General features: G+C 58.0%; 20 protein-coding genes. 10 read left to right on the forward strand and 10 right to left on the reverse strand.

The genetic code is table 11. The features are described 5' to 3' along the window. Window positions 1-157: 157 nt before the first annotated feature. A complete protein-coding gene (locus FIU92_RS06895; protein WP_152457866.1) occupies window positions 158-1,657 on the reverse strand; it encodes a CoA-acylating methylmalonate-semialdehyde dehydrogenase in 1,500 nt (499 codons plus the stop codon). Window positions 1,658-1,761: 104 nt separating this feature from the next. Between FIU92_RS06895 and FIU92_RS06900 the strand changes: the two genes are divergently transcribed. The 3 genes from FIU92_RS06900 (at window position 1,762) to coaD (ending at window position 3,739) form a co-directional block, all read left to right on the forward strand. Next, on the forward strand, window positions 1,762-2,664 hold the full coding sequence (locus FIU92_RS06900) for a LysR family transcriptional regulator (RefSeq protein WP_152457867.1): 903 nt from the start codon (window positions 1,762-1,764) through the stop codon (window positions 2,662-2,664). Window positions 2,665-2,724: 60 nt separating this feature from the next. Further along, window positions 2,725-3,162, forward strand: coding sequence for a CBS domain-containing protein (locus FIU92_RS06905; RefSeq protein ID WP_152457868.1), 438 nt, complete (start codon window positions 2,725-2,727; stop codon window positions 3,160-3,162). A gap of 85 nt (window positions 3,163-3,247) precedes the next feature. Further along, on the forward strand, window positions 3,248-3,739 hold the full coding sequence (gene coaD, locus FIU92_RS06910) for a pantetheine-phosphate adenylyltransferase (RefSeq protein WP_152457869.1): 492 nt from the start codon (window positions 3,248-3,250) through the stop codon (window positions 3,737-3,739). On the opposite strand, the gene gap (FIU92_RS06915) is transcribed toward coaD, so the two are convergent. From gap (FIU92_RS06915) to gap (FIU92_RS06920), 3 genes are all read right to left on the reverse strand, one after another. Then, window positions 3,731-4,735, reverse strand: coding sequence for a type I glyceraldehyde-3-phosphate dehydrogenase (gene gap / locus FIU92_RS06915; protein WP_152457870.1), 1,005 nt, complete (start codon window positions 4,733-4,735; stop codon window positions 3,731-3,733). The two genes, coaD and gap (FIU92_RS06915), sit on opposite strands and share 9 nt — an antisense overlap. Window positions 4,736-4,817: 82 nt before the next feature. After that, window positions 4,818-4,961 (reverse strand): hypothetical protein, encoded by a 144-nt coding sequence (locus FIU92_RS22745; RefSeq protein WP_171116107.1) that lies wholly within the window; start codon window positions 4,959-4,961, stop codon window positions 4,818-4,820. Between the two features lie 72 nt (window positions 4,962-5,033). After that, entirely contained in the window at window positions 5,034-6,035 is a 1,002-nt protein-coding gene (gene gap, locus FIU92_RS06920; RefSeq protein WP_152457871.1) for a type I glyceraldehyde-3-phosphate dehydrogenase, read from the reverse strand. A gap of 181 nt (window positions 6,036-6,216) precedes the next feature. On the opposite strand from gap (FIU92_RS06920), the gene FIU92_RS06925 reads away from it, so the two are divergent. Beyond that, window positions 6,217-7,176, forward strand: coding sequence for a DUF808 domain-containing protein (locus tag FIU92_RS06925; RefSeq protein ID WP_152457872.1), 960 nt, complete (start codon window positions 6,217-6,219; stop codon window positions 7,174-7,176). Window positions 7,177-7,232: 56 nt separating this feature from the next. On the opposite strand, the gene tkt is transcribed toward FIU92_RS06925, so the two are convergent. After that, the gene (tkt, locus tag FIU92_RS06930) at window positions 7,233-9,257 is read right to left on the reverse strand and encodes a transketolase (protein ID WP_152457873.1); all 2,025 of its coding nucleotides are present in this window, start codon (window positions 9,255-9,257) and stop codon (window positions 7,233-7,235) included. A 236-nt stretch (window positions 9,258-9,493) separates the two neighbouring features. On the opposite strand from tkt, the gene FIU92_RS06935 reads away from it, so the two are divergent. Genes FIU92_RS06935 through FIU92_RS06945 form a run of 3 tightly spaced genes read left to right on the forward strand, consistent with a single transcriptional unit; the run spans window position 9,494 to window position 11,087 of the window. Next, window positions 9,494-10,348: a hypothetical protein gene (locus FIU92_RS06935; protein WP_152457874.1), complete on the forward strand. Its 855-nt coding sequence runs from the start codon at window positions 9,494-9,496 to the stop codon at window positions 10,346-10,348. Next, entirely contained in the window at window positions 10,348-10,743 is a 396-nt protein-coding gene (locus tag FIU92_RS06940) for a cell division protein ZapA (protein WP_152457875.1), read from the forward strand. Before FIU92_RS06935 ends, FIU92_RS06940 begins: the two co-directional genes overlap by 1 nt. Next, complete coding sequence (locus FIU92_RS06945) at window positions 10,740-11,087, forward strand: MliC family protein (RefSeq protein WP_152457876.1); 348 nt, start codon at window positions 10,740-10,742, stop codon at window positions 11,085-11,087. The genes FIU92_RS06940 and FIU92_RS06945 overlap by 4 nt, the downstream gene beginning before the upstream one ends. Window positions 11,088-11,093: 6 nt before the next feature. On the opposite strand, the gene grxD is transcribed toward FIU92_RS06945, so the two are convergent. The 5 genes from grxD to FIU92_RS06970 form a co-directional block, all read right to left on the reverse strand. Further along, the gene (grxD, locus tag FIU92_RS06950) at window positions 11,094-11,456 is read right to left on the reverse strand and encodes a Grx4 family monothiol glutaredoxin (protein ID WP_152457877.1); all 363 of its coding nucleotides are present in this window, start codon (window positions 11,454-11,456) and stop codon (window positions 11,094-11,096) included. A gap of 66 nt (window positions 11,457-11,522) precedes the next feature. Further along, window positions 11,523-11,759, reverse strand: a complete 237-nt coding sequence (locus tag FIU92_RS06955) for a BolA/IbaG family iron-sulfur metabolism protein (protein WP_152457878.1) — start codon at window positions 11,757-11,759, stop codon at window positions 11,523-11,525. 135 nt (window positions 11,760-11,894) lie between these two features. After that, window positions 11,895-14,054, reverse strand: a complete 2,160-nt coding sequence (purL, locus tag FIU92_RS06960; RefSeq protein ID WP_152457879.1) for a phosphoribosylformylglycinamidine synthase subunit PurL — start codon at window positions 14,052-14,054, stop codon at window positions 11,895-11,897. Between the two features lie 180 nt (window positions 14,055-14,234). Continuing rightward, the gene (locus tag FIU92_RS06965; protein ID WP_152457880.1) at window positions 14,235-16,481 is read right to left on the reverse strand and encodes a mechanosensitive ion channel domain-containing protein; all 2,247 of its coding nucleotides are present in this window, start codon (window positions 16,479-16,481) and stop codon (window positions 14,235-14,237) included. Window positions 16,482-16,750: 269 nt separating this feature from the next. Next, the gene (locus tag FIU92_RS06970) at window positions 16,751-17,659 is read right to left on the reverse strand and encodes a LysR family transcriptional regulator (RefSeq protein WP_152457881.1); all 909 of its coding nucleotides are present in this window, start codon (window positions 17,657-17,659) and stop codon (window positions 16,751-16,753) included. A gap of 169 nt (window positions 17,660-17,828) precedes the next feature. Between FIU92_RS06970 and FIU92_RS06975 the strand changes: the two genes are divergently transcribed. The 3 genes from FIU92_RS06975 (at window position 17,829) to FIU92_RS06985 (ending at window position 23,023) form a co-directional block, all read left to right on the forward strand. After that, complete coding sequence (locus tag FIU92_RS06975; RefSeq protein WP_152457882.1) at window positions 17,829-21,248, forward strand: indolepyruvate ferredoxin oxidoreductase family protein; 3,420 nt, start codon at window positions 17,829-17,831, stop codon at window positions 21,246-21,248. Window positions 21,249-21,326: 78 nt separating this feature from the next. Further along, the gene (locus FIU92_RS06980; protein ID WP_152457883.1) at window positions 21,327-22,205 is read left to right on the forward strand and encodes a lysophospholipid acyltransferase family protein; all 879 of its coding nucleotides are present in this window, start codon (window positions 21,327-21,329) and stop codon (window positions 22,203-22,205) included. 8 nt (window positions 22,206-22,213) lie between these two features. Then, window positions 22,214-23,023 carry a glutamate racemase gene (locus tag FIU92_RS06985; protein WP_152457884.1) on the forward strand — a complete coding sequence of 270 codons (810 nt, stop codon included), beginning with the start codon at window positions 22,214-22,216 and terminating at the stop codon, window positions 23,021-23,023. Window positions 23,024-23,102 lie beyond the last annotated feature (79 nt).

The raw sequence follows: 23,102 nt of genomic DNA on the forward strand, positions 1-23,102 counted from the left end.
ATCGTTCACGCCAAAATATGGGTCTTGGTTGAATTTTTCCAGAGTGAACCACTTGAATTTCCTGTGACCGAGCGGACGAAAGCTGGTTTTCGGCGGAAAGATGCAAAAAGCCCGGCCATTTAACGGGCCGGGCTTCAAGCGTCAGGAAACAGTGGGATCAGTCCATTGCTTTGAAGTTGAACTCGCCACCTTCCTTGATGCCCGACGGCCAGCGTGCGGTCACGGTTTTGGTGCGGGTGTAGAACTTGAAGCTGTCCGGGCCGTGCTGGTTCAGATCGCCGAACATGGATTTCTTCCAACCGCCGAAGGTGTGATAGGCCAGCGGAACCGGAATCGGAACATTGATGCCGACCATTCCGATGTTCACACGACTAGCAAAGTCACGTGCGGTATCGCCATCGCGGGTAAAGATCGCGGTGCCGTTTCCGTATTCGTGATCCATCGCCAGTTTAAGGGCCTCTTCGTACGAACCCGCGCGCACGGTGGACAGAACCGGGCCAAAGATTTCCTGTTTGTAGATGTCCATCTCGGGCGTCACGTGGTCGAACAGGTGCGGGCCGACAAAGAAGCCGTCCTCATAGCCTTGCAGGCTGAAGTCGCGGTTGTCGACAACCAGTTTCGCACCCTGTTCGACGCCTGAATTGATCAGGCCCAGAATGCGCTGTTTGGCGGCGGCGGTCACAACCGGGCCCATGTCAACGTCATCACCGGCAGTGTAGGGGCCAACCTTCAGCTTTTCGATGCGCGGCACCAGTTTTTCGATCAGTGCGTCCGCGGTCTCTTCACCCACGGGAACAGCAACCGAAACGGCCATGCAACGTTCGCCAGCCGCACCGAAACCGGCGCCAACCAGCGCGTCCGCCGCCTGATCCAGATCGGCGTCGGGCATGACGATCATGTGGTTCTTGGCACCGCCGAAGCACTGTGCTCGTTTCCCATTCGCGGTTGCGCGGCTGTAGATATACTGTGCGATCGGGGTTGAACCCACAAAGCTGACGCCCTGAATGATCTCGCTGTCGAGGATGGTGTCGACCGCTTCCTTGTCGCCGTTCACGACCTGGAAAACGCCTTTGGGCAGGCCTGCTTCGACGAACAGTTCAGCCAGCATCAGGGGCACGGACGGGTCGCGTTCGGACGGTTTCAGAACAACGGCGTTACCGCAGGCCAGGGCAGGGCCAACGTGCCAGAGCGGCATCATGGCCGGAAAGTTGAACGGCATGATCGAGCCGACAACACCCAAAGGCTGGCGCATGGAATACATGTCAATGCCGGGGCCCGCGCTGTCGGTAAATTCACCCTTCAGCATCTGCGGTGCGCCAATGCAGTATTCGATCACTTCCAGACCACGCTGCAAATCACCCTTGGCGTCGGGGATGGTTTTGCCGTGCTCACGGCTCAGCGCTTCGGCCAGTTTGTCCATGTCGCGGTTCATCAGGCCGACCATGGCCATCATGACGCGCGCGCGCTTCTGCGGGTTGGTTGCGCCCCATGCGGGCTGGGCGGCGGCGGCGGCCTCGATCGCGGCGGTGGTTTCCGCCGCACTGGCCATCGGGCACTTGTATTGAACTTCGCCAGTTGCCGGGTTGTAGACGTCGTCGAAACGACCGGACGTTCCGGCGACCATTTCGCCGTTCAGGAAATGGGTCAGGTCTTGCATCAATAGCTCCTCCGATAAATTTGCGCGCAGAATAGGCTTGCAGAAATCCTGCGAACAGAGGCAATGTCTCAAAAGAGTTTTGCAAAAATGCAAAAGGGATCAAAATGACCCCAAATTGGGATGATATGCGGATTTTCCTGGCTGTTGCGCGCGAGGAAAGCCTGTCTTCCGCTGGTCGTATCCTGAAGATCGACCCTGCCACCGTCGGTCGGCGCATTGCGCGCCTGGAGGCGACGCTGGATTCCACATTGTTCACCAAGTCGCAGCAAGGCTATGTTCTGACCCCGGCGGGACAGCGGCTGTTGGAACACGGGCTGCACGCAGAAGAGGCGATGCGCGCGGCGGCCGGGGCGGTAACAGGACCAACGAAAACGCTAAGCGGGCAAATCCGGATTGGTGCGCCGGACGGCAGTGCCAACTACCTGCTGCCGCAAGTGTGTGCCAAAATCAGCGACGCAAACCCTGATCTGGACATTCAGATCCTTGCGCTTCCGCGTGTGATCAACCTGTCCCGTCGCGAGGCGGATATGGCGGTTACGGTCAGTGCGCCGACCGCCGGTCAGCTGCTGGTGAAGAAAATCAGCGACTACAAGCTGCACATGGTCGCGACCGAAGAGTATCTGAAGCGACATGATCCGATCCGGAGCATTGCTGACCTGAAGGGCCACAGGTTGATTGGCTATATCCCTGATATGATCTTTGACCGGGAACTTGATTACCTGAATGACATTGGCGTTGACCGTGTCGCTCTTGCATCGAATTCGGTATCGGTTCAACTGCGGCAGGTCTGCCTGGGAACAGGGGTTTGCGTGGCGCATGATTTCACGTTGCCGTTCCACCCGGGGCTTCGGAAAATCCTGACGGATCAAGTGAGTTTGACGCGCAGCTTCTATCTGGTCAGGCATCAGGGTGACCAGCGCAACGAGCGGTTGAACCGCTTTGCGGATGCCCTGACACGCGGTATTCGCGATGAAGTGCTTCGTTTGGAAGCAGGCCCCGACGCTTGACAGGTCGCGGCAATCGCGCAACGCTTTGGAATAAGTGTTATTATTCCGGAGGTATTCTTCATGCTAGTTCAGGCCATCCTGAAGTCCAAAGCGACAGATGGTGTCGTGACCGTGGCGTCAACGGCGACAGTCTCAGAGGCCTCGAAGATTCTTGCGGACAAGCGGATCGGTACGGTCGTTGTTTCCGACGATGGTGGCGAAACTGCGGCCGGCATCCTGTCGGAACGCGACATCGTCCGGGAATTGGCGGCCAGCGGCAGTGGTTGTCTGAACCAACCAGTAAAGTCTTATATGACCCAAGACCTCGTCACGGCGACGCGCCAGACCACCGTGGAAGACATCATGTCCCGCATGACAGAGGGGCGCTTTCGCCACATGCCGGTGGTTGAAGATGGAAAACTCGTAGGCATTGTCACTTTGGGTGATGTGGTGAAGGCTCAGCTTTCCGAACTTGCGATGGAAAAAGATGCCCTTGAAGGCATGATAATGGGGCACTGACGACAAGGGTTGCCCAAGCAATCACTTGCACCTGCAGCAAAGTTATGTTTGCTTGCGCAGAAATTTTGTTGCGCAGGAGGGCGCGATGCGGGTTGGATTGTATCCTGGAACCTTTGATCCCATCACCATGGGGCACATCGATATCATCCGTCGGGCGGCAGCTTTGGTGGACAAACTGGTTATCGGTGTGGCCATCAACCGGGACAAGGGCCCTCTGTTCTCGCTGGAAGAGCGCGTGGCCATGATCGAAGCGGAATGCGCCAGGCTGTCCGAACAGACCGGAACCGAAATCATCGCGCATCCCTTCGAAAACCTGCTGATTGATTGTGCGCGGGATGTAGGCGCGCAAATCATCGTACGCGGCCTGCGTGCGGTAGCCGATTTCGAATACGAATTTCAGATGGTCGGCATGAACCGGGCTCTGGACGATTCGATCGAGACCGTGTTCCTGATGGCCGAAGCGCGCCATCAGGCGATCGCGTCCAAGCTGGTGAAGGAAATCGCCCGGCTGAACGGGGACGTGTCGAAATTCGTCACGCCCCGTGTCAATGATGCGCTGAAAAAAAGGTTAGGCTAAGGCACCCATTGCGGCCGCAGTATCCAGCATCCGGTTCGAAAAGCCCCATTCATTGTCATACCACGCCAGCACACGAACCAGCGTGCCATCAGTGACTTTGGTTTCAGCCAGTGACACGGTCGAGCTGTGCGGGTCGTGATTGAAGTCGATGGAAACCAGAGGACGGCTTTCCGCGGCAAGAACGCCGGGGATTTTGGCAGCCGCATCGACGAACAGTTGGTTGACCTCTTCTTCAGTCGTCGGGCGTGAAACCTCGGCCACAAGATCAACGACCGAGACATTGGGGGTTGGAACACGGATGGCCTGACCGGTCAGTTTTCCTTTGAGTTGCGGCAGCACTAGCCCCACGGCAGCGGCCGCACCGGTTGTCGTAGGGATCATCGACAGCGCCGCCGCTCGGGACAGGTAGGGATCTTTTCCCACTGTATCATGCACCGGCTGGCTGGCAGTGTAAGCGTGAACAGTGGTCATATTGCCGTGCTTGATACCAAGGCCGGCATCCAGAGCCGCAGCAACAGGAGACAGGCAGTTGGTGGTGCAGGATGCGTTTGAGACCACCAGATCATCGGCGGTCAGTTCGCCATCGTTGACACCAAAGACGATGGTTTTCACACCGCCGTCACCTCTGGCCGGGGCAGAGATCAGAACTTTCCGGGATCCGTTCTTGAAGTGACGTTCCGCCGCCTCGCGCGTACGAAACACACCCGTACATTCCAAAACGACGTCAATGTCCGACCAGGGCAGATCCTCGGGGTTGCGCTCGCTGCTCAGCCGAATTGGACCACGACCCACGTCAAGTCCCGCATCGCTGAGCGTAACCGGGTTGGGGTAGCGGCCGTGAACGCTGTCAAATTCAAACAGGTGCGCGTTCATTTCGGGTTTGCCAAGATCGTTGATCGCGACGATCTCAACGTCCGTACGTCCGCTTTCCATCACCGCGCGCAGAACCCCGCGCCCGATCCGTCCAAATCCGTTGATCGCCAGTTTCAAGGTCATGGTCTGCTCCGTCCAAATGTCTCAGTAAGATGAGTTAGCGCTAACAATGACAGATCAAGCGAAATGTCAAGGAAAACCTCTGTCACCGCCAGAAAGCGAGCCAGTCCAGAAAGTCGTAAAGCTTCTTGCCGAGGAAAAGCAGATGTTCGGTGCCGTACAGCGCAACATCCAGCATAATACCGCCGAGAAGAAGAAGGCCGAGCCAGATAGCGATTTGGTTGGTCATGGCTGTCCCGAACGTAAAATGCCCGCTCAGATAACCTGAGCGGGCATCAAGGTACAAGCGAAGTCCGAAGGGTCAGTTAAGGCGGCCCATCGCAACAGCTACGTCGGCCATACGGACCGAGAAGCCCCATTCATTGTCGTACCAGGCCAGAACGCGGACCATACGGTCATCGACGACGCGGGTCTGATCCGGTGCAAAGATCGAGCTTTCCTCGGTGTGGTTGAAGTCGGTCGACACCAGCGGAGCGGGCTCATATCCCAGAACGCGCTGCATCGGGCCTTTGGCGGCCTCTTCGACGATGGCGTTGATTTCCGCCGTGCTTGTGTCGCGTGAGGCACGGAACGTCAGGTCCACCGCTGAAACATTCGGGGTAGGGACGCGAATGGCGGAACCGTCAAGACGGCCTTTCAGGTTTGGCAGAACTTCACCCAGCGCCTTGGCGGCGCCGGTCGAGGTCGGGATCATCGACATTGCAGCAGCGCGGGCGCGGTAGAGGTCGCTGTGGCGACGGTCCAGTGTTGGCTGGTCGCCCGTGTAGGCGTGGATGGTCGTCATGATGCCGTGTTCGATACCGACGCCCTCGTCCAGCACCTTGGCCAGCGGGGCGAGGCAGTTGGTCGTGCACGAACCGTTCGAAACCATGTTGTCATTGGCGGCCAGCGTGTTGTGATTGACGCCGAAAACAATGGTCTTGTCCACGTTCTTGCCCGGAGCCGACAGAAGAACCTTGCCAGCGCCACGTTCCAGATGCGTTTTGGCCTTAAGGCCATCGTTGAACTTGCCGGTGCATTCAAGGACGACGTCACAGCCTTCCCAGTCCAACTCGGTCATGTCGTAGGTCGAGAACATCTGCATCGGGCCGCGACCCAGATCCATGGTATTGCCGTCAATGGTGACGTCGCGCGGAAAACGCCCGTGAACACTGTCATATTTCAGCAGATGAGCCGAGGTTTCCAACGGGCCAGTTGCGTTGACTTTGATCACTTCGATGTCGTTGCGCCCGGACGCGGCGATGTGCGACAGGGTGCAGCGGCCAATACGGCCAAAACCATTGATACCGACCTTGATGGTCATATGACGTCTCCAGATGCACTTGCTTTGAGGGCCATATAACGGCGAAAAGGGAATCTCAAAAGGGCAAAAACGGCATATTTTTAAGGTGTTAGCGCAAACCTGCGCCGGTTGCGCTAACGCTTGCGCTAGCCGTTGGATCAGGTAGGGTCCGGTTGGCGACAGCAGATTGAAGGGAAACGCGATGAGTGGTCTTTTGGCCCTGTTGGATGATGTGGCGGGCATTGCCAAAGTTGCGGCGGCATCAGTGGACGATGTGGTTGCGGCGGCAGGCAAAGCGGGGGCCAAAACCGCCGGTGTGATCATTGATGACGCAGCAGTGACGCCGAAATACGTGCAAGGTTTCGCCCCGGCGCGTGAACTGCCGATCATCTGGCGCATTGCGCGCGGGTCGATCTTCAACAAGATCATACTCTTGCTGCCCGTCGCCTTGTTGCTGGCCAATTTTGCGCCGTGGCTGATCACGCCCTTGTTGATGCTTGGCGGGTCATATTTATGTTTTGAAGGGGCCGAGAAGATTTTTCATGTGCTGTTTCCTCATGGCAGCCACGTGATTGAGGACGATATGAAAAACCGCGATCCGGGCCACCTGGAAGAGCAAAAGGTCAAGGGCGCCATCAAGACCGATTTCATTCTGTCTGCCGAGATCATGACCATTGCATTGGCGGCGATCGAAGCCCCGAACCTGTGGATGCAGGCCGCGACGCTGGCCGTTGTCGGGATCGGCGTGACGGTGGCCGTCTATGGGTCCGTCGCGTTGATCGTGAAAATGGATGATGTGGGGCTTTATCTGGCGCAGAACGCGCCAACACCTATCGGTCGCGGTCTGGGCCGAGGGTTGGTCAAGGCAATGCCAGGAGTGATGAAAACACTGTCCATTGTCGGAACTGCGGCGATGCTGTGGGTGGGGGGCTCGATCGTCATCCACGGGATGGAGGTTCTGGGCTTTGGCTGGCTGGGCCATCATATCCACGATTGGGCATATGCCATTGGGCATTCCGTGTCTGATCAATGGGTTGGTGCGGTTGAGTGGGTATCCAAGGCCACGATGGATGGCGTATTTGGTTTGGCCTGGGGATTGGTTTTGATCCCGGTGGCGACCAAGATAATCATGCCCCTGTTCAGCAAATCCGAAATGCATTGAAACCAAAATGAAAAGGGCGGCCAAGGCCGCCCTTTGCTCGATCAGAAGGGACTGTCTTACAGTCCCAACAGTTCCTTGACCTTGGCCACAGTTGCTTCGGCCGTGATGCCGAAATGCTTGTACAGCTCACCGGCAGGGGCCGAGGCACCAAAGCTGGACATGCCGACGAAGCCTGCCTTGGCTTCGCGGCCACGCTCGCCCAGCAGCCAGCGATCCCAGCCACCGGCGCGCACGGCGGCCTCGATGCCGACGCGGACCGGACCGGCAGGCAGTACCCGCTTGCGATAGGCTTCGTCCTGCTGTGCGAACAGCTCCATGCAGGGCATCGAGACGACGCGGGTGCCGATGCCTTCGGCTTCGAGCATCGCTTTGGCTTCCATGGCCAGCGAAACCTCTGAACCAGTTGCAATCAGGATCGCCTGACGCTTGCCCTCGGCCTCGGCCAGAACATAGGCGCCTTGTGCGGTCAGGTTCTTGGTCTTGTGATCCTTGCGCACGGTCGGCACGCCCTGGCGGGTCAGCGAAAGAACCGAGGGGCTGTCCTTGAATGTCAGTGCCAGTTCCCAGGCTTCTGCGGTTTCGATCGTATCGGCGGGGCGGAACACATAGGTGTTCGGCGTCGCGCGCGAGATGGCCAGATGTTCAACCGGCTGGTGGGTCGGGCCGTCCTCGCCCAGACCGATCGAGTCATGGGTCATTACGAAAACCGAGGGGATCTTCATCAGGGCCGCCAGCCGCATGGATGGGCGGGCATAATCAGTGAAGGCCATGAAGGTCCCACCATATGGGCGGATGCCACCGTGCAGCGCCATGCCGTTCATCGCAGCGGCCATGCCGTGTTCGCGAATGCCGTAGTGGATATAGCGGCCCTTGCGGTTTTCCGGCAGGAACACGCCCATATCGGCCGATTTTGTGTTGTTCGATCCGGTCAGGTCGGCCGAGCCGCCAACAGTCTCGGTCATGATCGGGTTGACGACGTTCAGAACTTTTTCGGACGAGGCGCGGGTGGCCAGTTTCGGCTGCTCTTCAGACATCTGCTTTTTGAACGCACGAATGGCGCCAGCCAGCCTCTTGGGGGCCTCAAACGCATAGGCGCGTTTGAATTCGGCCTGCTTCCTCTCGGAAAGCTGGGCAAAACGTTCTTCCCAAGCCGCACGTTCGTCTGCACCGCGTGCACCAATGGCTTCCCAAGCGGTTTTGACGTTGGCTGGAACTTCGAATGTGTCGTGCGGCCAGCCATAGGCCTCTTTCGCGGCTTTCAGCTGATCCTGATCTGTCAGTGCCCCATGACCTTTCGAGGTGTCCTGCGCAGCATGACCCAGAGCGATATGGGTTTCACAGGCGATCATGGTTGGTTTCTTGGACTTTTTCGCCTGAACAATGGCCGCATCGATGGCTTTGGGGTCATGGCCGTCGATCTCAATCACGTGCCAGCCAGAGGCCGCAAACCGGCGGACCTGATCGGTGCGATCGGCGATATCGACAGTGCCGTCGATGGTGATGTTGTTGTTGTCCCAGAAGACGATCAGTTTGCTCAGCTCATGGCGGCCGGCCAATGTGATCGCTTCCTGACTAACACCTTCCATCAGACAGCCGTCACCCGCGATCACGTAAGTGTAGTGATCCACGACCTTCTTGCCGTAATGCGCGCGCTGGATTTCCTCGGCCATGGCAAAACCCACGGCGTTCGAGATACCCTGACCAAGCGGGCCGGTCGTGGTTTCAACACCGTCGATCAGAAAGTTTTCAGGGTGGCCCGCGGTCTTGGCGCCCAACTGGCGAAAATTCTTGATCTCTTCCAGCGTCACATCGGCATGACCGGTGAGATAGAGAAGCGAATAAACCAGCATCGAACCGTGACCAGCCGACAGGATGAACCGATCGCGGTCCGGCCAGTTCGGGGCCGAGGCGTCGAATTTCAGGTGCTTTTCGAACAGAACGGTCGCAACATCGGCCATGCCCATCGGCATACCGGAATGGCCGGAATTTGCGGCGGCGACGGCGTCAAGGGTCAGGGTGCGGATGGCCGCAGCTTTGTCCCAGTGTTCGGGGTTGGCTTTGCGCAGCGCAGTCAGGTCCACGGGCGTTGTTCCTTTGGATAAAAAGCAGATTGCGCGCTCAATACCATTCAGTACCCAAAGTGCAAGCGGAACCGGGCTTTGGCAACGCCCGATAGGTGAAGAGCGCGGCCCAAGTGATTGAAACCAAACAGTGGGTATTTTCTGTCGCATTCCGTTAGACTGTCGGCAAGCGGGATTCGGTTTTGATTCGGATCACTTCGCGACAGAATGAACCTTGATAAAGAGGTGACAGGGGCATGAGCCAGTTAGAGGAACTACAGCACCGTATTATTGCTGCGATGGACCGTATCAGTGCGGGCGTCGAAGGGTTGGGCGGTTCGTCCCGGAATGCTGAAGTAAATGAGAGGCTTCAGGCCGAACTTGAAGACGAGAGAGTTGCCAATGCGCAGCTTCAGGAACGACTGAAGACGCTGAAAGAGCAGCACGAAAAACAAGTGGACGCGCTGCGTGCTGATCTGGAAGAGCTGCGCACGGAACCAGCGGGTGCCGCCGACGCGGATGCGCTGCGCGCAGAGCTGGAAGAAGCCCGGGCGAAAATCGCGTCTGTCGAAGCGGCCCGCGCCGAGCTGGCTGAGGCCAAGGCGGCCTTGGACAACAATGCCGAACTGGACGCGTTGAAGGCCGAGAACGAAAGGCTGCGCGCCGAACTTGACGGCATCGAAGATCCTTCGGCGTTGAAAGCCGAGCTTGAGCAATTACGTGAATTGCTTGCTCAGGCAAAGGAAGTCGAGGCGGAAAACAGCCGCCTCAAGGCAGAGCTTGAAGATACGGTACGGGTCGATGATCTGAGCGCCGAGCTTGAGATGCTGCGGGCCGAACGGGCCAGCCATGGCGCTGCGATGTCCCGGCTGGATGACGATCTGCAACGTATGCGCAAGGCGAACGAGCAGTTGCGGAATTCGGTCGAAGAGTTGCGTTCCGCCGCCGCAAAAGGGCTGACGGATGCTGAATTGCTGAACCGCGCCACCGTTGCCGAGCTAGAGGCGACACGTGCGGCGCAGGCTTCGGACGCCGCCGAAGCGCAGGCCGTGTTGGCACGGTTGGAACCTCTGCTGTCGCAGGCAAAACTTGTAGAAGGTGAGGTAGAGTAATGCCCGAGGTAACCATTCATATTGGCGGGCGGAGTTTTGATGTGTCCTGCCGGGACGGGGAAGAACCCTTTCTGCACGCGGCCGCCAAAATGCTGGATGACGAAGCGCAGGTTCTGTCCGATCAGATTGGGCGGATGCCGGAAGCGCGCATGTTGCTGATGGCCGGTCTGCTGCTGGCTGACAAGACGGCGGCGACGGAAGACAAGGTCAAGTCGCTGGAGGCCAGGCTGGCCGAGGCCGAGGCCGAGCTTCAATCGCTGAGAAATGCGCCCGCGCCGGAACCTGAACGTATTGAAGTCGCGGTGGTGCCTCCATCCGTTACGGATACGCTGGCCGAGCTGGCAGCACGTGCGGAAGCGCTGGCTTCGGTCGTCGAGGAGAAGAAGGCACAATGACCTATCTGCGCAATTTCTTCTGCGGTGCTTTGCTTGTTTTTCCGGCAACGGCGGCACTCGCCGAAATCGACATTCTGTCTGTCACCTTTACCTGCGAGAACGGCGTGCCGTTGCCGGTGACCTATTTCAACGCGCCTGACGGTTCAGGCGCGGCGGCGACGATGGTGGACAACACTCTGGTCGCGATGCGCCAGGTCGAAAGCGGATCGGGCATCCGCTATGAATCTCTCGGAGCCGAAGGAACCTATATCCTGCGCTCAAAAGGCTGGAACGCGTCAATCAGCTATTTGGCGGCGGGCGCCGCCAATGAGCAGGCGATTTATCGGGACTGTTCCAGCCGGTAGGCAGGATTACGCGTTTGCTTCGCGGATTTTGTCGGCTGCTTCTTTGTTGTAGCCGACACCGTTTTCATCAAAAAGCGTGTCCAGCTCACCCGAAAGGGTCATCTCGGTGATGATGTCGCAACCGCCTACGAATTCGCCTTTGACATACAGCTGCGGCACGGTCGGCCAGTCGGAATAATCCTTGATGCCCTGACGCACGTTTTCGTCGGCCAGAACGTTCACGTCGGTGTATTCGACGCCCATATAGTTCAGAACTCCGGCCACGCGGGACGAGAAACCACATTGTGGCATCTCTTTGGTGCCTTTCATGTACAGCACCACGTCATTGGCTTTGACGGTTTCGTCGATCTGGGTTTTCACATCGGTCATTTTGCGTTTCCTATTCGTTTCTCCAACGGGAGAGTCATATGTTCGCCTCGAAAGAAGGCGAGAAGCTTATTCCGGCACTTTGGTGGTGAGCGCCAGCGCGTGCAATTCTCCGTCCGGGCCGTCCATCTTGCCCTTCAGAGCTGCGTAAACAGCGCGCTGTTGCTGAACCCGGTTTTTGCCGCGAAAGCTTTCATCCACCACCATGGCAGACATATGAACACCGTCATTTCCGCCGACCTGAATCTCGGCGTCGGGAAAGGCTTCGCGCAGCAGGTGTTCGATTTCGTGGGCGCTCATCGGCATGTAGGTAACTCCAGAAGGTCTTTCCCAAGATGTAGAGCGCATGAACCGGGCGTGCAAGAGCACTGGCACATGCAAAAACAACCAATCCCGCACCGGGTCACGACGCCGGTTTCGATTGGCATTCGCGTTGCGTTGTCAGGCGACAGCCTCGGCAAAGCTGTTGCGGTAAATCGCGGCAAGTTCATCAAGCGAGGCTTCCGAGCTGCCGATCTTCACCGTATCGCCGGTGAAACGACCAACCGCATTCAGCGGAACGCCGGTCTGACCGGCCGCAATCATCAATGCCTCGGCCTGATCGAAATTGCACGCCACAAGATAGCGGGCCTGATCTTCACCGAACAGGAATTCAGTCGGGGCGTCGTCAAGACATACGCCAACGCCTGCGGCTTCTGCCAGTTCGAAGGCAGCCAGAGCGATGCCGCCATCGCTGAGGTCGGTGCAGGCCCTGATCATCTCGCGGTTGGCGCGGATGAAATCACCGTTGCGCTTTTCGGCATCCAGATCGACATGCGGGGCGTCGCCGTCTTCGCGGTTGAACACCTCGGCCAAAAGGGCGGATTGACCCAGATGCCCCTTGGTTTCACCGATCACCAGCACGACGTGGCCTTCGCGCACTTCGTTGCCGATGACCTCGTCCGAATGCTGCAACAGGCCGACTGCGCCAATGGTGGGGGTCGGCAGAATGGCCTGTCCGTCGGTCTCATTGTACAGAGAGACGTTGCCCGACACGATCGGCATATCCAACGCGCCGACTGCGGCGCCGATGCCCTGTATGGCACCGACAAACTGGCCCATGATTTCGGGCTTTTCGGGATTGCCGAAGTTCAGGTTGTCCGTGGTGGCCAGCGGCTTGGCGCCGACGGCGGTCAGGTTGCGATAGGCTTCGGCCACCGCTTGTTTGCCGCCCTCAAAAGGGTTTGCGCGCACATAGCGCGGGGTCACGTCGGATGTGAAGGCAAGCACCTTGTCGGTCCCGTGGACGCGGACCAGGCCCGCACCCAGACCCGGCGTGCGGACGGAATCCGCCATCACCATGGTGTCGTACTGCTCGTAAACCCACTGCTTGCCTGCGTAGTTGGGCGAAGCGAGCAGGGCGCGCAGCCCGTCAATCGGGTCGATCTGGGGCACTTCGGCCAGTTCTTCTGCCTGTGGCGTAGGCTCCCATGGGCGGTCGTATTCCGGCGCGGTGGAAGACAGTTTGGACAGAACCAGATCGGCTTTGACTTCGCCGTTATGCATGATCAGAAAGCGGTCTTCGGCAATGGTTTCGCCAACGATTGCGAAATCAAGATCCCATTTTTCGAACACGGCGCGGGCCTCGGCCTCAAGCTCGGGCTTGAGGACCATCAGCATACGCTCCTGAGACTCGGACAGCATCATTTCATAGGCTGTCATGTTTTCTTCGCGCTGAGGAACGTTCTCCAGATCAAGACGCACGCCAAGGCCACCCTTGTCACCCATTTCAACGGCCGAGCAGGTCAGGCCCGCCGCGCCCATGTCCTGGATCGAGATCACCGCACCGGTCCGCATCAGTTCCAGCGTCGCCTCCATCAGGCGTTTTTCGGTGAAGGGGTCGCCGACCTGAACCGTGGGGCGCTTTTCTTCGATTGTGTCGTCGAATTCGGCGGATGCCATGGTTGCACCACCCACACCATCACGACCGGTTTTTGCGCCCAGATAGACGACAGGCATACCCACGCCCGACGCGGCCGAATAGAAAATCTTGTCACTGTCAGCCAGACCGGCCGCAAAGGCGTTCACAAGGCAGTTGCCATTGTATGCAGGGTGAAAGCGCACTTCGCCACCGACGCAAGGCACGCCGAAGCAGTTGCCATAGCCACCGATGCCCTCGACCACGCCGTTGACCAGTTGACGGGTCTTGTGATGGCCGGGTTCGCCGAAGGACAATGCGTTCATTGACGCAATGGGACGCGCGCCCATGGTAAAGACGTCGCGCAGGATGCCCCCCACGCCGGTCGCCGCACCCTGATAGGGTTCGATATAAGACGGGTGGTTGTGGCTTTCCATCTTGAAAACCACGGCCTGACCGTCGCCAATGTCCACCACGCCTGCGTTTTCACCGGGTCCGCAGATCACCTGGGGCCCAGAGGTGGGCAGGGTGCGCAGCCATTTCTTCGAAGATTTGTAGGAACAGTGCTCGTTCCACATGGCCGAGAAAATGCCGAGCTCGGTGAAAGTAGGTTCACGCCCGATGATCTCGAGGATCATGTCATATTCCTCGGGCTTGAGCCCGTGTGCGGCAATCAGATCGGGTGTGATGGCGGGCTCTTGCATCTTCTGTCCTGTGTCCAAGTGGGCCGAGATTGCGCGCCTTGTAGGGCAAGCGCGCGCGTGTGGAAAGGGTCAAGACGGCGCAGGTTGCGTCTTTCAAAGAAAAACGGAACCGGCATCACTGCCGGTTCCGGATGAATACGCTCCAAAATGGGTGCATGCAGCTGGCGTGGCCCGCGAGGGTTACGCCGATCCCTGATCCTTGTTGAGCTGCGCTGCGGCTGCGGCGCCAACAGCCGTCTTCTGTTCTGGGGTCAGGTTTTCATTGTCGTCCAGACCCGGAATTGCAACGCGCACCTCGCGGCGGGCAAAGTCGATGCCGTTTTCCTTGAAGGCCGCCTTGACCCGGTTGAAGATCTCCTTGCGCAATGTGAACTGCTTGCCGGGCTTGGCCATGAACTTGCCACGGATGATCATGCCGACATCGTCAAAATCGAACACACCTTGCGATTTGAACGGTTGCAGGAAGCCATCCTTGTGGGTCTCGTCCTCCATCATCTCAGCACCGATCTTCTTGAAGATCTTCTTGACCTTGTTGGGATCGGTGTCGAATGGCACGGTGAATTTCAGCTTCATGATCACCCAGTCGCGGCTGAAATTTGTCAGCTTCTGAATCTCACCGTAGGGAATCGTGTGTACGGGGCCGCGATGGTGACGCAACTGCATCGAGCGAACCGAGATTTTCTCGACAGTTCCCATCGTGCCGCCGACATCGACATATTCTCCGACGCGGAAGGCATCGTCGATCAGGAAGAAAACCCCGCCCACGATGTCAGCGACCAGCTTCTGCGCACCAAAACCGATCGCCAGACCCAGAACACCGGCACCGGCCAAAAGCGGCGTGATATTGATGCCCAATGCGCCCAGCGCCAGCAGGCCAAAAATCACGGCAATCGTAATCTGGGCCGTGATCCGCATCAGAGGCAGAACCGTCGCCAGACGAGAGCCGCCGGCACCGCCGCCTTCACCGCCTGCCTCTTCGTCCAGGGCCTCGGCCGCCGTCTGTTCCCGGGCCAATCGGCGGTTGATCCAGAGCGAGACGACCTCGTTCAGGATATAGCCAACGGCGATGATCAGCAGGAATTCGATCACGGCACCGCCGACTTCGGCACCGACACCGGCCGAAGCGACATTGCGTAGGTCAAGATGCCATGCGCGTGCAATCATGAAAACCACGACCAAGCCGGCGATAACGCGACCAATCCGGATATAGCTGCGTTTCGCGGAACGGTAGGCGCGTTCGGCAAGGGGGCCTTCGCCCGACATTGGCGGTTGCAAATGCCGCACGAGACCGCGGATCAGCGTATCCAGCGCAGGCGCAATCAACAACCAGAACATCGTCGTGAAATGCGCACCGCTGGTCAGCAATCTCAGTGTTGCCGGATCACGCTGCGCGACCAGGAACTCGACCAGCAGCCAGATTGCCACCGAAACGCCGATGGCAAAATAGGGGTAATAATGCGCAACTTCTTCATCGAATTTCGTGTGATCCGGGTCTGTCCCAAGCATCATCTGCGACAGTCCTTCGCGCGCGGTCCACGCGATTACGGCGATATAGACGTGAATAGCAGCGTTCAGCCAGAAGCCAATGCGGGTATCGTCACCCGTGACGCCATTGAGCGCGTTGAACCGTACGACGAACAGCGTGAACCCGATCAGGATCAACAGGCCGATCAGGTTGCGGTGCAGGTACTTTGCCCAGTGGTCGTCGATATTGACCAACCGAAATTGCGGCTTCTCCGGTGCCAGAACAAACCGGGACGCAGCAGCACCCAAACGCGGCACCCAGATAAGATAGATTACAAACGGTGCAGCATAGGTGATCTGTTCCGTCGTCAGAAGGCCGCGGCCAACCGCGCGGATCACGACATAGAAAACGATCAGCCCGGCGATTTCGCGGCAGAACCGACGAAACAGGTATCTGACGGCGCCCCAAAGGTCGGCCTCGTCCGCGGCTTCGGTTGCTTCATGCCAGCGACGGGTCAGGAAGATGAACAGCTTTTCCGCAATGAACCCGACGACAAGCACAGAGAGGACAAGCCCCATAAGTGTAAAGACGCCAGTCGTTCCGAACGTATCGCTAAAATTGCTGAACGCAGTAATCTGCGCCGTCACTATGTTGGGAAGCGTGGTCAGGACATGTGTCCAGGACGCGACCATGGCTGCCCAGATCTCGCTTATCTCGGTCAACGGGTCTTCTACGTTTTCTTTCTCGGCGGCTTGTTTCTCCGCCACGGCATCAAGGCGTTCCAACAGAATTGCGCGAACCTGGTCATCGGACATGCGAGCAACAAGATCGTCGACCTGTTCGGGCGTGAGGTCTTCCGGAATGGTCACTGTAGAAGTTGAACCGGCGTCCTGCGCGTATAGTGGCACTGCTATGAACAATGCGGAGACGAGCGCGAAAACTAGGCGGAGTGGGTGGAACATGTATTTTCCCTCAAACACGAAATTGTATCGTTTTTTGGGGATCATATGCCTATGCGTGTATTTTTCCCAGAGCTTTCGCTGACTTAATGCAGGGTCCGGCCAAAAAAAAGGCCGAGCAATAAGCTCGGCCGTAGTCCAACAGGGAGGTATGAAGATGATGAGCGTTTCAGCATCACCGCCTTCGAGTGCTCATTTAGGGGTCAGTTTGTGAACGTTCAAGGCAATTAACCCTGTGATCACTTCATGTCCGTTATGCTATTTACGCATAGCTACATTTTTCCCATCTGTTTCAGTTGCTTACGCTGTGCGATGATTTCGTCCTGCACGAAATCGCGAAATGCGCCAACGCGCTTTGAGTGCCGCAATTCTTCCGGATAGGCCAGATAGACCGGAACATCTGCGGTTTCTATGTCTGACAGGATGGGCACGAGGTGCGGAAAATCCTGTGTGACGTAATCGGGCAGAACACCGATGCCCAGATTGTGCAAAACGCCCTGAAGCACACCAAAATAGTTGTTCACAGTCAGCAAGGACCCGGGATTATAGGTCATCAGGTGGCGCACCATGGCGGCACTGGCCCCAACCTGCGGCGCCGCAGGGGTCTGACAAATCAGACGGTGGTCTTTGATCTCTTCCAGAGACTGCAACATGCCGCCGTGGTTTTCAATATAATCCTGGGTTGCATACAACATCATCTGAACTGTCATCAGACGCTTGCGCACCAGGTCGGCCTGGCTGGGCTCTTTCATGCGGATGGCGACGTCCGCTTCGCGCATCGGGAGATCCAGAACGCGTTCTTCAAGCATCAGGTCGATGTTCAGATCAGGGTATTGCTCATAGAGTTTGGGCAAGCGCGGTGCCAGCCAGAGTGTACCAAAGCCGAAGGTCGTCGTGACACGCAGAACACCAAAGACCTCTTCCTCGCTGTCCCGAATACGCGCGGCTGCGGCATCCAGCCGTTTCGACATGGCGGATGTGGCGTCAAACAACAACTCGCCCTGTTCGGTGAGAATCAGCCCCCGCGCGTGACGATGGAACAGGGTGGCATCCAGAGACTCTTCCAATGCGCGGATCTGTCGGCTTACGGCGGATTGAGACAGGTTCAGCTTGTCTCCGGCGTGCGTAAGGCTGCCCGCATCGGCCACCGCGTGAAATATTCTAAGCTTGTCCCAATCCATCACCGCAACTTTCGTTATCTTTCAGAAGCCCTATATGAAATAGGTAACAAGTTCTACATTCAATGGACGAAATCGTTACATATCAGTGGATAAATTCTATACAGGTCAGAAATTATGACCTAAAATGAAGCCAAGTAAAGCACACTGATCTGACGAGGGGAGACGTCTGATGAGCCAGCCACAGATAACGCTGAACGACCGGTTCGATCTTGAGAAAAACCCGGTTCTTCTGAATGGAACGCAGGCGCTTGTGCGCTTGATGCTGATGCAAAAGGCCAGAGACCGGCAAGCGGGCCTTAACACCGCGGGATTGGTCACCGGATACCGCGGGTCGCCTTTGGGGGCAGTGGATCAGCAAATGATGCGGGCCCAAAAGCCTCTGGCCGAAAGCGATATCACGTTTCAGTTCGGTTTGAACGAAGACCTGGCGGCTACCGCGCTTTGGGGCAGCCAGCAGGCGGGTCTGCGCGGCGACGGCAAATTCGATGGGGTCTTCGGGCTTTGGTATGGCAAGGGACCGGGCGTTGACCGGTCCGGTGACGTCATGCGCCACGCAAACATGGCAGGGACAGCCAAACATGGCGGTGTGCTCATGGCGATGGGCGATGACCATACCGGTGAAAGCTCGACGGTGCTGCATCAGTCGGAATGGTCGCTGGTCGACATGTACATGCCGATCGTCAGCCCCGCTGGCGTTCAGGAAATCCTCGACTATGGAATTTATGGATTTGCACTCAGCCGTTTCGCGGGGGTCTGGGTGGGTCTGAAAACGATGAAGGACACGATCGAAGTCACCTCGGTTGTGGATGGAAGCCCGGACCGGATGCAAATGGTCATCCCAGAATTCGACATGCCGGAAGGTGGGTTGAACATCCGATTGGGCGACACGCCGCATCTGCAGGAAACGCGTGTCATCGATTACAAAAGGTTCGCGGCCGAAACGTTTTCACACGCCAACAAACTGGACAGGCGGATGTGGGGCAAACCTGGCGCCAAGATCGGCTTTGTCGCGGCGGGCAAGAACTGGCTGGACCTGACACATGCGCTTTCGCTTCTGAATATCGACGAAGCCGAGGCCGAGCGTCTGGGGATTACCACATACAAGGTGGGGCAGACATTCCCGCTGGATATGGCCGGATTCCACGACTGGGCCGAGGGGCTGGACCTGATCGTGATCGTCGAGGAAAAGCGCAAACTGATCGAGGTTCAAGTCAAAGAGGCCATCTTTGACGACCGGCGCGGACGCCGGGTCTATGGGTGGTACAAAGGCGGTGCCGGGACATTGCACCGCGAAGAACTGTTCCCGACGCGCGGTGCGCTTGACCCGATCATGATCGCTGAAAAGCTGGGCGAGATCCTGATTGAAGAGGGGCGCGAAACCGATGGTATCCGGGCCGGGCTGGCGTCTTTGTCAGAAGCGCGCCGGGCCGACAACGCACAGGAAATAGCAACGCGGCTTCCGTATTTCTGTTCCGGCTGCCCGCATAACAGCTCGACAAGGGTACCGGAAGGCAGCCGCGCCTATGCCGGTATCGGCTGTCACTACATGGTTCAATGGATGGATCGCGAGACGACCGGTTTCACTCAGATGGGTGGGGAAGGCGCCAACTGGATCGGCGAGGCGCCGTTCTCGACGACCAAGCACGTATTCCAGAACCTCGGCGATGGCACGTACAACCATTCGGGCGTTCAGGCGATCCGGGCTGCTTTGTCCGCAGGAACGAACATCACCTTCAAGATCCTGTTCAACGACGCGGTTGCCATGACCGGCGGGCAGGACAATGAAGGCGACCTGACCGCCGAACGGATCGTTGCCGAGGTCAAGGCAATGGGTGTCCGAGAGGTAGCCCTGGTTCACGATGAAAAAGAGGACGTCAACTTCAAGGCTCTGCCTGCCAGCGTTCAGACATACGAGCGTGCCGATCTCATGCAGGTGCAGGAGAAGTTTCGCGAGATCGAGGGCGTATCGGTCATCGTCTATGTACAAACCTGCGCGGCCGAAAAGCGCCGCCGCCGCAAGCGCGGCACGTTCCCCGATCCCGACAAGCGTGTGTTCATCAACACCGATGTCTGCGAAGGCTGCGGCGATTGCGGTGTACAGTCAAACTGCGTGTCGATCGTTCCCAAACAGACCGAGCTGGGCCGCAAGCGGACTATTGATCAATCGAGCTGCAACAAAGATTACTCGTGCTTGAACGGTTTCTGCCCGTCTTTCGTGACGCTTGAGGGCGCGAAAATTCGCAAAGAGGCGACGACCGAAATTGATCTGCCAGATTTGCCAACACCAGATCTGCCGAAGATCACCGGCACGCACAATGTCGTGATTACCGGCGTCGGCGGTACGGGTGTCGTCACCATTGGCGCCATCCTTGCGCAGGCGGCGCAGATTGACGGAAAAGGCGCGGGCATGATGGAAATGGCGGGGCTGGCGCAGAAAGGCGGCGCAGTCCACATCCACTGTAGATTGGCCAACCGCCCCGAGGACATCAGCGCGATACGCGTCGCCACTGGCGAGGCCCACGCGCTGATCGGCGGCGATCTGGTGGTCTCGGCCGGCGCAAAGACGTTGGGCCTGACGCGCACCGGACGTACGGGGGCCGTCGTGAACAGCCATGAAACGGTGACGGGCGACTTCACGCGTGATACCGAGTTCCGCATTCCGGCGGATCAGCTGGAACTGGCCCTGCAAGCGCGGCTGAAAGAAGATGTCTCGCTGTTTGATGCGACCGAACTGGCGCGCGCGGTGATGGGGGATTCAATCTATTCCAACATGATGATCTTCGGCGCGACCTGGCAGCGCGGGCTGTTGCCGGTCAGCCATCGGGCGATCTTTGAGGCCATCGAATTGAACGGCACGGCGGTCGAACGCAACAAGCGTGCGTTTGATATCGGACGTTGGGCGGTTCTGCACCCGGAAGACGTGCAATCCATCCTTGCGCCGACCGTGGCTGAGATGCCTAAGACACTGGATCAGATCATCGCGTTTCGCGCGCAGCACCTGACGGAGTATCAAAGCGCCCGGCTGGCCAGGCGGTACCGCAAGCTGGTGGACAGTGTCGAGGACGCGGATGTGCGCGAAGCGGTGGCAAAAGGGTATCACAAGCTGTTGTCGTACAAGGACGAATACGAGGTTGCGCGCCTTCTGCTGACCAGTCGGGAAAAAGCGGCGGCCGAGTTTGATGGTGATTTCAAGATGACCTTTCACCTTGCCCCGCCGATATTCGGCGGATCAGGCAGCAATGGCAGGCCGAAAAAGCGTGCCTTCAGCGAATCCATCCTGACTGCATTGAAGCTGTTGACCAAACTCAAGGCATTGCGCGGCACACCACTGGACATTTTCGGGTATTCATCCGAACGCAAGATGGAGCGCGCCCTGATCCGACAGTATGAAAAGGACATGCGCGAGGTTCTGCCCCTGGTGTCGCAGGACACCCGTGATGCGATTGCCGCCCTGGCCCGTTTGCCGCTGGATATCCGCGGATTTGGGCCGGTACTGCGGGAAAATGAGGCCAAGGCTGCGAAACGGCGAGAAGAGCTGCTGGCCGTCATCCGCAGCGGTGGGCCTGAATTGCAAGCTGCGGCAGAGTAATTCGTCACAAGGGTGTCACGATAGCTGGTCAAACCTGTTGCTTGTACTTATTTTGCGGGCAGCAAAACGGAGCCCTTCATGTCTTCTCGTCGTCATGTCGTTCGTGACATCTCGTATGCGCATTCCGCCGAAACCAAGGGGGGGCGGTTGGTCATCAGGCTGATGGAGAACACCACGGGACGGTTGCGTCTGATCAAACGGGCCGACGGTTACGAACAAGAAGTCGCAAAGGGTCGGGATTTTTGGTCGGTCATGGTCGATCGCTATGGATTGACCTTGGATGTCGTTGGTGGCGCACTAGCGAATATCCCCAAGGAAGGTCCGCTTATCCTGATTGCAAACCATCCATATGGAATTCTGGATGGGCTGATGATGGGGCATATATTGTCTCAGACCCGTGGTGATTTCCGAATTCTCGCAAATCGCGTTTTCCGCAAGGCCGAAGACCTGAACCGTATCGTTTTGCCTGTTTCGTTTGATGAAACCAAAGAAGCGGTGAAACTGAATCTGGATACGCGGAAGACCGCATTGAATTACCTTGGCGATGGCGGCGCGATCGGGATTTTCCCCGGGGGTACGGTCAGCACCGGCGTCAATCCGTTCGCGCATCCCATGGATCCGGGTTGGCGCGGTTTCACGGCCCGAATGGTGGCCAAGTCCAATGCCACCGTCGTTCCGGTGTTCTTCGACGGGCACACGTCACGTCTGTTTCAGATTGCAAGCCATATGCACAACACCCTGCGTATGGGGTTGCTGATCAAGGAATTCAAAAAACGTGTCGATACTCCGGTCAAAGTGGTGATTGGCACGCCTATCGGGCGCGACATTCTGGATCCGCTGGGCAAGGATACGCGCAAGATGATGGATTTCCTGCGCAAAGCGACGTATGAGCTGTCTCCGACACCGCTGAAGTCTTATGACTATGGCTATGAATTTGAGGAACGGCATCGCGCCTGAAGGGGCTAATGGCAGTAGGCATCTTTGATTCCGGATTGGGCGGTCTTACCGTCCTGAGCGCCGCGCAGACACGTCTGCCTGACGTTGATTTCCTGTATTACGCGGACAGCGCGCATGCCCCTTATGGTGTGCGCGATGCCGAGGACATCTATCAGCTGACCCGAAAGGCCGTGCAGAGCCTTTGGGATCGCGGCTGCAACTTGGTGATTCTGGCCTGCAACACCGCCAGCGCGGCGGCGCTGCGTCGGATGCAGGAAGAGGGCGTGCCCGAAGGCAAACGTGTGCTTGGTGTCTTTGTCCCGTTGATCGAGGCCCTGACCGAACGGCAATGGGGCGACAATTCCCCACCACGCGAAGTGGCGGTCAAGCATGTCGCCTTATTCGCCACGCCCGCCACTGTATCCAGCCGGGCCTTTCAGCGCGAGCTGGCGTTCCGGGCAATTGGCGTAGATGTCGAAGCGCAGGCATGTGGTGGCGTCGTGGATGCCATTGAAGACGGTGACATGATCCTGGCCGAGGCGCTGGTGCGCAGCCATGTGGAAGCCCTCAAGCGCAAGATGCCTGAACCGCAGGCGGCTATACTGGGCTGTACGCATTACCCGCTTATGGCTGACGTGTTTCAGGCGGCATTGGGACCTGACGTACAGGTCTATAGCCAGGGGGAGCTGGTTGCGGAAAGTCTTGCGGACTATCTGCATCGCCACCCTAACATGCTGGGTAACGGCCCGGGAGGGTTCCTGACGACGGGGAAACCCAATGTGGTGAGCGATCGGGCGACACAGTTCCTCCGACGACAAATCACATTCGAGGCCGCCTGACTTCGGTCAAGGACGCGGCCGCTCTGCTTTCATTTATTCAAGACCGTCGCATCGGCGGTCGTAACATGTGACACACGTT

This window comes from Ruegeria sp. THAF33, from assembly GCF_009363615.1.
GTDB lineage: Bacteria > Pseudomonadota > Alphaproteobacteria > Rhodobacterales > Rhodobacteraceae > Ruegeria.